The sequence below is a fragment of the Allosphingosinicella sp. genome (assembly GCF_059502505.1).
Window position 1 is genome coordinate 40,571 of sequence record NZ_JCACEU010000019.1, and the last position, 12,346, is coordinate 52,916.

The window sequence follows — 12,346 nt, forward strand, 5'->3', positions numbered from 1 at the left end:
CGCGGGAGGCGGGCGACCATGCCGCCACGCCAGACGAAAAGGATGAATTCCGACGTGCTCCACCAGGCTCTGGACCAGACGGCCCGGCGTGACAGCAAGGACAGCGAGCCGCTCGCTTATACTCCGACGGCCGACGCGTTGCCGCGACGGTTCGCCGATTTCGACACGCTCGGCGAGGCGCTCGATTATGCGGCCCGCGGCGTGCGCGGCCTCAACTTCCACAATCCGCGCGGGCAGCTCGTGCGGCCTTATTCCTATGCTGAGCTGCGCGAGGATGCGCTCGCCGCGGCCTATCGCCTGATCGCGCATGGCGTGAAGCGGGGCGACCGGATCGCGATCACCGCCGAGACCGGGCCGGAATTCGCCGCCCTCTTCTTCGGCACCGTCTATGCCGGCGCCTGGCCGGTGCCGCTGCCGCTGCCGACCTCCTTCGGCGGGCGCGATTCCTATATCGACCAGCTCGCCGTCCAGATGCGCAGCGCCGAGCCGAGGATGCTCTTCTTCCCGGCCGAGCTGAGCGGCATGGCCGGCGCCGCCGCCGAGGCTGTCGGGGCGGAAGGCATCGCATGGGAGGATTTCGCGCGGAACGAGGCGCCGCCGGCGCCTCTTCCCAAGGCGGGTCCGGACGATATCGTCTTCCTGCAATATTCGAGCGGCTCGACCCGCTTCCCGCATGGCGTTGTGATCACCCACCGGGCGCTGCTCAACAATCTCGCCGCCCACGGCCACGGCATGGGCCTGATCGAAACCGACCGGTGCATCTCCTGGCTGCCCTGGTATCATGACATGGGCTTGGTCGGCTGCATGCTCTCCCCGGTGGCGAACCAGCTTTCCGCCGATTATCTCAAGACCGAGGATTTCGCGAGGCGGCCGCTCGCCTGGCTAGACCTCATCAGCCGCAACGAGGGCACGACCGGCAGCTATTCGCCGACCTTCGGCTACGACATCTGCGCGCGCCGCGTCTCCAGCCAGACCAATGTCGCCGAGCGCTTCGACCTGTCGCGCTGGCGGATCGCGGGTAATGGCGCCGACATGATCCGGCCGGACGTGATGCAGGCCTTCCTCGACGCATTTGCGGAAGCCGGCTTCGACGCCAAGGCGTTCCTGCCGAGTTACGGCCTTGCTGAGGCGACGCTCGCCGTGACCCTGATGCCGCCGGGCGAGGGGATCGTGGTAGAGCTGGTTGAGGAGACTTTGCTGTCGGGAGGCGAAGGGCAGCGCGACCGGCCGCAGCGCTACCGGGCGATCGTCAATTGCGGCAAGCCCGTGCGCGACATGGAAGTCGCGATCCGCGACGAGGATGGCGGGGCGCTACCCGACCGGGCGATCGGCAAGGTTTGGTGCCGCGGTCCGTCCGTCATGGCCGGTTATTACCGGGACGAGGAGGCGACCGGCGCCTGCCTCAGCGCCGACGGTTGGCTGGACACCGGCGACATGGGCTACATGTCCGACGGCTATCTCTACATCGTCGGCCGCGCCAAGGACATGATCATCATCAACGGCAAGAACCACTGGCCGCAGGACATCGAGTGGGCGGTCGAGCAATTGCCGGGCTTCAAGGCGGGCGACATCGCCGCCTTCGCGATCACCACGCCGGGCGGCGAGGAGACGCCGGCGGTGCTGGTCCAGTGCCGGACATCCGACACTGAGGAGCGCAGTCGCCTTCGCGATGAGATCCGCGAGCGGGTCCGCGCCATTACCGGCATGAATTGCGTGATCGAGCTGGTGCCGCCGCGGACCCTGCCGCGCACCAGCTCGGGCAAGCTGAGCCGCGCCAAGGCCCGCAGCCTCTACCTCACCGGCGAAATCCAGCCCTACGACATCGCAGCCTGACGTTTCGGAGAAGGCGCACGTGCGTACGTTGCTTCCGCTATTCGCGCTCGGTCTCACCGCAGGCTGTGCAGGCTATGCGATCGATTATGTGAAGCCGAAGAGCGAGATTATCGGTGGCGAGCTCGCGCGCTACGGGCTCGATGCGACGCAATCCGCCTGCGTCGTCGGACGATTGGGCGAGACGCTCGATCCGTGGCAATTGCGGCAGCTCCAGCAGGCGGCGAGCGGCGTGACGCGCGGCTATTCCGATCCGGACCGGCTCCAGATGAGCGACCTCCTCTGGGTGTCGCGCCACGTCAACGATCCCAAGGTGGCGCTGGAGCTGGGCACCGCCGCCAATGCCTGCGGCCTCAGCGCGGCCAATGTCGCGACGGCGCAGATCCCCGCGAGGGCCGCTCCGGCCGGGACCGGTATCGTCGCTGAGGCGTCATCGGGCGCCCCTGTGGTGACTCTGCCCGAAGCGCCCGCCGGCCCTGTCGCGACGTCGTCGCCCGTCGTCGTGTCGCCAGGCGCCTGGGTGAATCTCGGAGCGGCGTCGACCGGTCAGGCGATCGCCGTCGATGCGCTCAGCCTCGACCGCACCACCGCGCCGCACCCGCAGGCCTGGTTCCGGGTTGCCAATCCCGGCCAGACCGGCCCCAGCGACAGCTCCTATCTGCTCCGCATCGACTGCGCCGGCCGGACGATCAACCCGATGGCGATCCGCAAGCACGACGCCGCCGGCGCGGTCACCGAGCAGCGCGACTATGGCGCCGGCGGGGAAGGGGCGCTGCCGATCGAGGCTGGCACGGTGATGGAAGTCGCCTACCGCGCGATCTGCACCTGACCGCCCTTGCGCCCGCGCCGAACCGCGGGTAATGGCGCGGGTCTCCGGCCTAGGAGTGTAGCTCAGCTGGTAGAGCATCGGTCTCCAAAACCGAGGGCCGTGGGTTCGAGTCCCTCCACTCCTGCCATCTTCCCGCCCGCCTTCACGGCGGGTGCGGCGCACTGGGAAAACGGGCCGGAGACCCTATTTCGAAGTTTCCGAACATCCAGAGGGAAAGAGAGCAAGCAGTGGCGAAGGTCAGTCCCGGCGAATTCTTCCGGCAGGTGCGCGCCGAGACCGCGAAGGTGGTCTGGCCGAGCCGCCGCGAGACGATGACGACCGCGCTCATGGTGGTGATCATGACCAGCCTGCTCGGCCTCTTCTTCTTCGGCGTCGACAGCGCGTTCAGCGCGATCGTCCAGGCCCTGCTCGGCCTCCTCAGCTAAGGATCACAAGACCCATCATGTCCCGCTGGTATATCATCCACGCTTATTCGGGCTTCGAGAACAAGGTCCGCGACGCGATCATGTCGGAAGCGACCCGCATGGGCCTCGACCAGCTGGTCGAGGCGGTCGAGGTGCCGACCGAGAAGGTGACCGAGGTCCGCCGCGGCAAGAAGGTGACGTCGGACCGCAAATTCTTCCCCGGCTACGTGCTCGCCAAGCTGAGCATGAACGACGACGTCTACCATCTCGTCAAGAACACGCCCAAGGTGACCGGCTTCCTCGGCTCGTCGGGCAAGCCGCAGCCGATCAGCGAGGCCGAGGCCGCGCGCATCCTCAACACCAAGGACGAAGCCGCCGCCGCCGCGCCCAAGCAGAAGATCAGCGTCGACTATGAGATCGGCGACCAGGTCAAGGTGCTGGAGGGCCCGTTCGCGAGCTTCAACGGCATCGTCGAGGAACTCGACTTCGACCGCGGCCGCGTCAAGGTCGGCGTGTCGATCTTCGGCCGCGCGACGCCGGTCGAGCTCGAGTTCGAGCAGGTCGAGCGAGCCAAATAGGCTCCGCCTGTTTGGCGCCCGCACGGCGTAGGGGCCCCATCAAAGTACTACTTTGATGGGAACCCCCTAGCGCCGGCGAAGCGTAGCGCAGTCCAAGCTAGCGCCGAGACGGCGCTCGTCCGGCCGACGGGTCGCGAAGCGAACCCGTTCGACGTCGCGAGGCCGCCCTCGCGACCTTCTATCTTTCGTTCAGGGCTCCGGTAGGATCGAGACGTTGCACCTCGCGGCGGCTCAGCAGGAGCGCGACCGTATGGAGCAGCGGCGATGAGGTCTTGCTGATGTTCGCTCTATGTTCCAGATGGGGCGAATGGCTGAACGGCGATGGGGGACGGGGAAACCGGGAGACGGCCGGCCGGCCATGCCGCGGATCTGGCCGCATTGGGCGTATACGATCGGGGCGATGCGGGCGTCGGGGGCGGTCGTACGATTTGCGTGTCTGGGGTGCCGGCGGCTGTTCGACGTGGATCTGGAGGCGCTGCTGATCCTGCGTGGGGCGGACTGGGGGCTGATCGGGCGGCGGGCGCGGTGCAAGGCGTCGAAATGCCGGGCGCGCGGGCTGTTCGTGGCGGCGCCGGTGGACCGGGAGCGAGGCGATGCGCGCTTCTCGCCTTTCCTGCTGCTGCACGAGAGCGCGGCCATGCCGAACTGGCTCGCCGGCACCTGCCCCGCCGACCACGAGCCGCCGCCCGGCCCCACCACGCCGCCCGAAGGCGGCGGTCCGCCCCCTGCGCCGCGCGGTGTCGATCCGGTGCGGTGGGCCGCGGCGCGCAGCGATGCGGAGAGGAAGCGGCTGGTGCGGGAGGCGCGAGGGTGAGGTGTGCCATTCCGGCACTTGCGGCTCTCCTCATATTGCACGGCGCCTCGGCACATGCAGGCGGCTCAGGGAAAAACAGAGGTATCGCTTGCTACCAGACCAGGCACCTAGCCGGCACAGACTGGGCCCAAGGGTATTACAAGCGCTGAACGAGCTTCTCGACGCTATAGGCGAAGAGGCTTGCGGCTCCCCCCGGTTCCCAGTTCGCGAAGACAACGACGAAGCACTTACGCTGGCCAAGCGGATCTACGTGGCTCGTCGCATGCGATCCCGCTACTTTCCCGACGAGCTTTTCTCGGAGCCAGCATGGGACATCCTACTGGACCTTTATGTTAGCAATGCAGAGGGGCGAGCCATTTCTGTCTCAAGTGCTTGCATCGGCGCAGCCGTTCCGAGCACGACCGCCCTGCGATGGCTCAAGCTGCTTGAGAAGAAAGGGTATATTCGCCGGGTTCAGAAAAGCGGCATGCGGACCTGCGTAGAATTGAGCGAACCGGCCAAGATCAGACTGGGCGAAATGCTCACTAGACTATGACAATCCAAGCTGGAGCTCACCCGCGACCCGCCCACCGGCGACCCGCTGCCGCTGCCGCTGCCGACCGAACGGCAGTGGAAGGACGGGGTGAAGTGGCAGCGGCGGTGAGGCGACGTGAATTGCGGACCGGAGAGACTACTTGAGCAGCGGCGAACCCGTTGTGAAGCGCGAAGCCTGCGCCTACCCTTCTTAAACCTAGAGGATTGCGGCGAGTGAACGATGGCAAATGATGAGGCATTCCAAGAACTCAGAACGCTCGTTGAATCGGCGAATGAGCGGAACCGAAATGAGGCAGAGACCCGACACAAGATAATTGACGTCGTGCTTCATAGCGTCCTGACTTGGCCGCGAAACCGTTTGACAGTCGAGGAATACATCAGACCCGGATACGCCGACTACGTGCTTAGAAAGACTAATGATGACCCTATCATTTTGATCGAAGCTAAGCGTGAGGGGGAATTCTTTTCTCTTCCTGCACCGGCTGATGTATCTGAGACCTCCGCGTATATTAGCTTGGAGAAGCTTCTAAGTGATGCCGCGATTAAAGATGCGGTGATGCAGGTTCGGACATATTGCGTAGATGTCGGCTGCGAATATGCCGCCATCACAAATGGTCATGAATGGATCCTATTTAAGACCTTTGAAAAGTCCCGTCGGTGGGATACGATGAGGGCGTTTGTCATTCGTCGGCTTGATTTCTTCTTGGAGGAGTATACTCGCGCGATCAACAGTCTATCTTACACGTCTGTGGTCGACCGCTCATCGCTGGCTTCTTTGCTGACAAGCGCCCCTCCTAAAGATCGATCGATATTCTATTCTAAAGAGCGAGTCCCGTCATTCTCCCATCCAATCGCCTCCAACCGGCTGGCTCCATTTCTTCGGCCTCTGGTTAACCGCTACTTCGGCGTCATCGGCGACGATGACCCCACTTTCATGGAGAGGTGCTACGTTTCTCAACGCGACGATCAGCATACTCTCCAGGGCATGCGAAGCCTGATCCAAGATGCGTTGAGCCCCCACCTGAAAGAATATGGAATTAAGCAGCTTGAGGACACCCACGACGGAGGACAAATAGGAGCAAAAATAACTAAGGCCGTCAAACGCAATAAAAAGGGAGAGGTTCTTGTCCTGTTCGGCGGTAAGGGTGCAGGAAAATCGACGTTCATCAAACGTCTATTACACTACAATCCGCCGTCTTGGCTCAGAGACCATTCCATCGTTGTTATCCTTGATCTTCTGAAAGTTCCGGAAGACACGGCGGTAATCCGGTCTAGCTTGTGGTCCAACCTGGTGGAACACCTCGACGTAGATCATATTCTTGAAAGCGAGCGGGATGAACTGATCCACACTCTTTTTCACGAGCGGTTTTCTGTGGTCCAAAAGCAGGATCTAGCTGGCCTCCCTCCCGCCTCAGAGGCATACAACATGCGGCTCAACTCACTCCTCGCAGAGTGGAAAGCCGACAAGGCGTTTTGTGCACAGCAGTTGGTCCGTTACTGGCAGGTAAGGGGCAAGGGCATCGTGGTGGTCCTTGATAATACCGACCAGTACGCCGGCCACGTTCAGGATTTCTGCTTTACCTCCGCGCAAGAGGTCGCCGACCAGCTAGGCTGCACTGTCCTAATCTCAATGCGTGAAGAACGGTTCTACAACTCCAAGATTCACGGCGTCTTGGACGCCTTCCAGAATTCTGGCTTCCACATTAGCTCTCCACGACCTGCTGAGGTATTCAGAAAGAGGCTTGAGTATACAGAGGACCTTCTAGCTTCATCTGGTCCTGATGAACTCCTGCTGGATGCAGACCAGAAAACTGTCCAAGAGTGCTGCAGCTACCTTGCCGTAGTTCGGAAGGAGCTCGCCAAGCACAAGTCTCACCTCACAAACTTCTTGACGGCTTGTGCACATGGGGACACGCGATTGTCGCTAGACTTGTTCAGAAGTTTCTTGCTTTCTGGCTACACAAATGTGGATGAGATACTGTCTGCGCCCACGTGGGACTTCCAGATTCATCAGGTCATAAAGCCGGTCATGATACCGTCTCGCTACTTTTACGACGAAAAGATGAGCGACATTCCCAACATATTTCAGCTCCGCTTCAATCGCCACTGTTCTCATTTTACGGCGCTGCGCATTTTGAGGAAGCTAGCAAAGCTCGTGGAGGGCGGAACAGCAGGTTATGTGCCGGTCGCCCAGCTGCAATCTCATTTCGTTGAAACGTTCAACATGCTTGACGATCTTCACAGCAATCTTGATGTTCTGCTAAAGCATGGGTTCGTCGAAGCTAACAACCGCCTCGATTTCTATTCTGATGCCGTCGATGCTGTGAAAATCACGCCATACGGACTCTACATGTTGAACGACCTGGCATATTACTTCACCTACTTGGACCTCGTTTGCGTCGACTGCGGGTTGTTTGACGAACAGGTAAGCAATTATACGGCAGAGGCGGCCAAGCTGGAATACGATCTGTTTATGAAACGTGACCGGTATAAGAGAGTTGAGCTTCGCCTGGACCGTGTCGACAAGTTCATCGAATACCTTCACGCCGAGGAGATGCGGGAGAAGGATGCTTACTCCCTCGATATGCCGGAGGAGGAGACCTTCACTTTTCGCGCTCGGGACGTTTTCAGGGAGGAGAGTGCTAGGGTCCTCACTAGCGCGCGGAGGCGGGCAAATCGCAGATGATCGGCCTTATCGATAGCATCAGGCCTCTGAATGTATTATCCTTCACCGACCCTGCCCAGCGTTCCTTTTTTGTTCTTTCCTACAGCTGGGGAGAGCCGTTATCGCTTCCGAATCGGTGGGAAGGCGGCATCATGGCAAAGCAGGCGGACCAAGACGAAATTTGGGCGGTGCGGCTTTGGATTGCGCCGACACCGCGCCAGGAAGATACGCCCGCGCCACACCAACCGGAAAGCGAGTTAACGCAAGATCGGCTTTGCAAGACGGGAGCACGAACGTGGTCTCGACCATTCCTATATCGGACCAATTGATCTACTAGTTAGTAGCTACGTTCAGGTTTTGGGCTGTTTCAGGCCTGTTAGCTTCACTCCGCCGTCTCCCGCTCCCGCACCGCCGCCGAGCGCCGCCCCTTCGCCTTCGGTGCTTCCACCACCTCCGGCGCATGGCCTTCGAGCAGCGGCTTCAGATAATTCCCGGTATATGACCGCACCTCCCGCGCGACCTGCTCCGGCGTGCCCTCGGCGACGATCTCGCCGCCTTTGTCGCCGCCTTCGGGGCCGAGGTCGATGACCCAGTCGGCGGTCTTGATGACCTCCAGATTGTGCTCGATGACGACGACGCTGTTGCCCTGGTCGACGAGGGCGTGGAGGACCTCGAGGAGCTTGCGCACGTCCTCGAAATGCAAGCCCGTGGTGGGCTCGTCGAGGATGTAGAGGGTCTGGCCGGTGGCGCGGCGGGAGGGCTCCTTGGCGAGCTTGAGGTTTACCGCCTCCGGCGCTTCTTCCAATCCTTGAGCCGCCACCCGCCGAACAGCGCCTTCCTCGGGTTGTGCGGCTGCTTGTTTGGGTCCGCCTTGCTCCAGCCCGTCACCTGCTCCAGCGCCGGGAGGGCGGGGGGCGGTTCTTCTTCGGGGAAGCGCCAGTCGCCGGTCGCTTCATATTGGGCGGCGCGGCGGAGGGCGGCGGCTTCGGCTTCGCGGGCCTTCTCCGACTGATACATGGCCTGGAGGCGCGTGCGGTGGGTCTCGTCGGACTCGCCGCGGCGGCGGCGGCGGTGCGGGGCGTCCCAGCCGAGGCGCACGCCCTTCTGGTGGAGGAAGAGGAGCTGGAGCGCCTGGTCCGCACTCATCTGCGGGATCGGGGGCGCATCATTGTGGCGCCAGCCGTCGTCGGCATGGCTCTCCGGCACGGCGGCGGCGATCGCGGCCGCCTCGAGCCGCTCATAGCCCATTTCGAGCGCGAGGCGCTTCTCGCGGGCGAAGGCGGGGGCCTTGCGGGCCCGCGCATAGAAGCTCGAATGGGCGAAGCCGGCGGCGGCGGCGGAGAGGCGGACGTTGGCGCTCGCCGAGAGGGCGGCGAAGAAGGCCTGCTCGGCCGCCCTGGTCATGCGGCCGGCGGGGGCGAGGCGGAGCTGGAGGCGGCCGGACTTGAGGCGGACGATTGTGGGTTCGCCGCCTTTCGTGCGGAGGGAGGAAGGGCCAACCCCCGGCCCCTCCCGGAAGGCCGGGAGGGGAGAATGAGGTTCGGGCGGTCTCTGGCCCCCGGCGAGCTTGAAGGCGGCGTGGGCGGCGGCGAGGGCGGCGTCCCAGTCCTGGGCGAAGGCGGCGCATCCGGCGCGGCGCTTGGTGTAGGTGGCGCGGTTGACATTGAGCTCGCGGGCGGCGAGGCGGGCGTTGCCGGTGCGGCGGAGGGCTTCGAGGAAGCGGCGGTTCTGGAGCGCCTGGGCGCGGGTGAAGGGGCGGCTGGGCATCCCCAGCCTAGCGCAGAGGATTTCCTACATTGCAACCCTTCGCCGAGGCTTCGGCGGGCGGGCCCTGTGGTTCTTCCTTGCGGCTTTGCGGCTTGGCGTCAGCGCCTCTTTTCTCACGCGGAGGCGCGGAGAAGAAGGGGAGGCGCGGAGGGGGGCGGGATGCCGCTGCGCGGCGGTTAGAAAGTGACTTCGAGGCCGAGGCTGAAGCTGGTGCCGATGTCGTAGCTGTTGGTGTCGATGCGGCTGGCGTTCAGGGTCTGGAACTCCTCATAATCCTCGCCGAGGAGGTTGCGGGCCTCGAACTTCAGCTCGGCTTCGCGGCCGAACAGGCTGAAGCCCTCGCGGGCGACGAAATCGAGGCGCAGGCCCGGCTTCTCGAAGATGTCGGGCTGCTGGCCGGGGCCGCGATTGGTGACGCGGCGGCTGGCATAGGTGAGGAGCAGGGTCTGCTGGGACAGGCGCTCCGTGTTCTCGAGGCCGAGCTGGAGGTTGGCGAGGTGCGTCGACTGGCCGGTGAGCGGCGTGCCGTCGTCGAACACGTTCGCCGCCGGGACCGGAGCGCCGGCGGTGCCGACCGGGATGGTCGTGTCGTCGGGGCCGACCTTTATGTTGCTCTCGGAGTAGGTGTAGTTGGCGATGAGGACGGCGCGGCGGGTGGTGAGGAAGTCGGCGCCCAGCGTGTCGAGGGCGAAATATTTCTGGAGCTCGATCTCGCCGCCGTAGAGCCGCGCCTTGGGGGCGTTGGCGAAGGTGGTGAAGAAGGTGCCGCCCTGCTGGAAGGCGACCGCCTCGATCGGCCGGTCGATATCCTTGTAGAAGCCGGCCAGGCTGAAGCGCTGGTCGCGGGCGAAATAATATTCGTAGCGGGCCTCGGCGTTGAACAGCTCGCTGTCGGTCAGGAACTGGTTGCCGAAGAAGGTGCGGTCGGTGTCGGGGTCCGAATATTGCTGCGGGGCGAGCTCGCGGAACTGGGGACGGGCGATGGTCTTGGAGGCATGCAGGCGGATCTGCATGTTCTGGGCGAGGTTCCAGGTGAGCGTGGCGGCGGGGAGGAAATAATCCTCAAAGATGGCGGACGGCGTGATGTCGGCGCCGCCGGTGCCGAACAGGTCGATCGGGGTGACCGTCTGGTCGGCATCCTCGTAGCGCACGCCGGCCTGGAGGCGGACGCTGTCGATCGGCTCGAGCTCAAGCTGGACGTAGCCGGCGCGGACCTCGAGATCGGCCTCGTAGCGCGCGGCGCCGGCGGTGCCGGAGATGTCGGTGAGGACGATGTCGTAGGTGTAGACGTTGAAGTCGGAGAGCAGGAAGTCGGGCCGCTCCTGCGCGACCTCGAGCGGCAGGATGTCGAGCGGCGTGTAGCGGAAGTCGCGGCGGGTCGCGCGGCGGTCGTTCTTCAGGTAGGCGCCGCCGGCGGAGACGGTGAGGTCCATCTCGACGGGCACCTTGTAGGCAATGTCGGCCCCGCCGGCATAGACGTCGTCGACCAGGTTGCTGAAGGCGACGCGGGCGAACTGGCCGTTGGTCCTGAGATCGTTGACGGAATCGTCGACGCGTTCGTCGAAGCGGTAGCTGATCGTGCGCTCGTACGGGGATTCGCGCTGAGACTGGGCGTAGGTGCCGCGGAGGTCCAGGTCGAGGTCGCCGAAGTTGAACTCCCCGACCAATTGGGTGTCGATCAGCTGGCGCTCGAACCAGGCAATGTTGGAGATGCTGACTGGATCGGCGCCGACGTTGATCTGGTTGGTGCCGGCCTGGATCCGCGCTTCCTTGAGGGTGTCGCGGATATAGAGGTTGGTCCAGCGCAGCTTGTGCTCGCCGAAGCTGAGGCCGAAACCGATCAGGCCGTTCACCAGGATGCGGTTCTCGGTCGACAGGAAGCGATAGTCGACGTCGGGCTGGAGCGTGTCGGTGCCGTCGATCGGGGTGATGCCGGCGGCGACCTGCTGGAGGCCGCCGCGGGTCTGCCAGCTGTTGCTCCAGTTGGCCGCGAAGATGATCGAGAGCTGCTGGTCGAGACCTGGCACGTCATAAGTGGTCGCGCCGCTGAAGCCGAGGCTGCCGTTGACCGGGATGTTGTCGTTGCGTTGGACGAGGGTGGTGGACGCGTTCAGCAGGCTGGCGGTGATGTCCTTCACCTGGTTCTCGGTGAAGTTCGGGCCGATGACGATCAGACGGTTGGAGTTGATCGCGGTTTGCAGCGGACGCGGGATGTCGCGGCTGCCGTCGTCGAAGCCGGTCCAGTCGGTGTCGGAGCCGTAATAGGTGTAGCCGAGCTGGCCGGTGGTTTCGGTGTCGCCGCCGATGCTGCCGCCGATCGTGAAGAAATCCTCGCGCGGCGCGGAGACGGTGGTGAGATTGATGACGCCGCCGCCGAACTCGCCCGGATAGTTCACCGAATAGCTCTTCTGGACGACCGAGCTGGCGATGACGCTGGTCGGGAAGATGTCGAGCGGCACGACGCGTCGCAGCGGCTCGGGCGAGGGAAGGGGTGAGCCGTTGAGCAAGGCGAGCGAGTAGCGCTCGCCGAGGCCGCGCACGTAGACGAAGCCGCTGCCGACGACACTGAGGCCGGTGACGCGCTGGAGCGCGCCGGCGATGTCGCCCTCGCCGGTTCGGGCGATGTCGGCGCTGGAGAGGACCGAGATCACCTCCGGCGTCGAGCGGATCACGTCGGGGATGTTGCGGCCGGTGACGACGATCTCCTGCTCCGCCTCCGGATCGGCGCCCGGCGCGGAGATTTCGAGGCCCTCATATTGGCCCGGCGGTGCCGCGGCGGGCGCGGCGTCCGCGACGAGCGGTCCGTCTGGGGTCTGGCCGAGCGCCGCCGCCGGGACGAGCGCGGTGGTGAGGAGCAGCAGGCTCCCGAACAAGGTGCGGCTGGTCATCACGAAACCCCCAGGCTTACTTCAGCTATTCGGTGGA

Annotated in this window: 8 protein-coding genes, 1 tRNA gene and 1 pseudogene; 7 read left to right on the top strand and 3 right to left on the bottom strand. The window is 64.0% G+C overall.

Annotated features, from left to right (window positions below; all coding sequences use genetic code 11):
- Nucleotides 1-42 precede the first annotated feature (42 nt).
- From AC5JBD_RS12620 to AC5JBD_RS12650, 7 genes are all read left to right on the top strand, one after another.
- On the top strand, nt 43-1,833 hold the full coding sequence (locus AC5JBD_RS12620; protein ID WP_495722168.1) for a fatty acyl-AMP ligase: 1,791 nt from the start codon (nt 43-45) through the stop codon (nt 1,831-1,833).
- A gap of 19 nt (nt 1,834-1,852) precedes the next feature.
- Entirely contained in the window at nt 1,853-2,659 is an 807-nt protein-coding gene (locus AC5JBD_RS12625) for a hypothetical protein (protein WP_495722169.1), read from the top strand.
- 51 nt (nt 2,660-2,710) lie between these two features.
- Nucleotides 2,711-2,786: transfer RNA gene (locus tag AC5JBD_RS12630), tRNA-Trp, on the top strand.
- 100 nt (nt 2,787-2,886) lie between these two features.
- Nucleotides 2,887-3,084 (top strand): preprotein translocase subunit SecE, encoded by a 198-nt coding sequence (secE, locus tag AC5JBD_RS12635; RefSeq protein WP_495722170.1) that lies wholly within the window; start codon nt 2,887-2,889, stop codon nt 3,082-3,084.
- 17 nt (nt 3,085-3,101) lie between these two features.
- Nucleotides 3,102-3,641 carry a transcription termination/antitermination protein NusG gene (nusG, locus tag AC5JBD_RS12640; protein WP_495722171.1) on the top strand — a complete coding sequence of 180 codons (540 nt, stop codon included), beginning with the start codon at nt 3,102-3,104 and terminating at the stop codon, nt 3,639-3,641.
- Between the two features lie 307 nt (nt 3,642-3,948).
- A complete protein-coding gene (locus AC5JBD_RS12645) occupies nt 3,949-4,455 on the top strand; it encodes a hypothetical protein (RefSeq protein ID WP_495722172.1) in 507 nt (168 codons plus the stop codon).
- 754 nt (nt 4,456-5,209) lie between these two features.
- Nucleotides 5,210-7,675, top strand: coding sequence for a hypothetical protein (locus AC5JBD_RS12650; protein WP_495722173.1), 2,466 nt, complete (start codon nt 5,210-5,212; stop codon nt 7,673-7,675).
- A gap of 361 nt (nt 7,676-8,036) precedes the next feature.
- Here AC5JBD_RS12650 and AC5JBD_RS12655 read toward each other — a convergent pair.
- From AC5JBD_RS12655 to AC5JBD_RS12665, 3 genes and pseudogenes are all read right to left on the bottom strand, one after another.
- Nucleotides 8,037-8,444: pseudogene (locus tag AC5JBD_RS12655) on the bottom strand (hypothetical protein); the annotation flags it as partial.
- Complete coding sequence (locus AC5JBD_RS12660) at nt 8,435-9,421, bottom strand: hypothetical protein (RefSeq protein ID WP_495722174.1); 987 nt, start codon at nt 9,419-9,421, stop codon at nt 8,435-8,437. The pseudogene AC5JBD_RS12655 and the gene AC5JBD_RS12660, both read right to left, overlap by 10 nt.
- Nucleotides 9,422-9,597: 176 nt before the next feature.
- Nucleotides 9,598-12,309 (bottom strand): TonB-dependent receptor domain-containing protein, encoded by a 2,712-nt coding sequence (locus AC5JBD_RS12665; RefSeq protein ID WP_495722175.1) that lies wholly within the window; start codon nt 12,307-12,309, stop codon nt 9,598-9,600.
- Between the last annotated feature and the right edge of the window lie 37 nt (nt 12,310-12,346).

What these genes read in the sequence shown, in the direction of transcription:
- nusG (WP_495722171.1), top strand. Translation starts at nt 3,102, where the DNA reads ATGTCCCGCTGGTATATCATCCACGCTTATTCGGGCTTCGAGAACAAG.
- AC5JBD_RS12650 (WP_495722173.1), top strand. Translation starts at nt 5,210, where the DNA reads ATGGCAAATGATGAGGCATTCCAAGAACTCAGAACGCTCGTTGAATCG.
- AC5JBD_RS12665 (WP_495722175.1), bottom strand. Translation starts at nt 12,309, where the DNA reads ATGACCAGCCGCACCTTGTTCGGGAGCCTGCTGCTCCTCACCACCGCG.
- AC5JBD_RS12645 (WP_495722172.1), top strand. Translation starts at nt 3,949, where the DNA reads ATGGCTGAACGGCGATGGGGGACGGGGAAACCGGGAGACGGCCGGCCG.
- AC5JBD_RS12620 (WP_495722168.1), top strand. Translation starts at nt 43, where the DNA reads ATGAATTCCGACGTGCTCCACCAGGCTCTGGACCAGACGGCCCGGCGT.
- AC5JBD_RS12660 (WP_495722174.1), bottom strand. Translation starts at nt 9,421, where the DNA reads ATGCCCAGCCGCCCCTTCACCCGCGCCCAGGCGCTCCAGAACCGCCGC.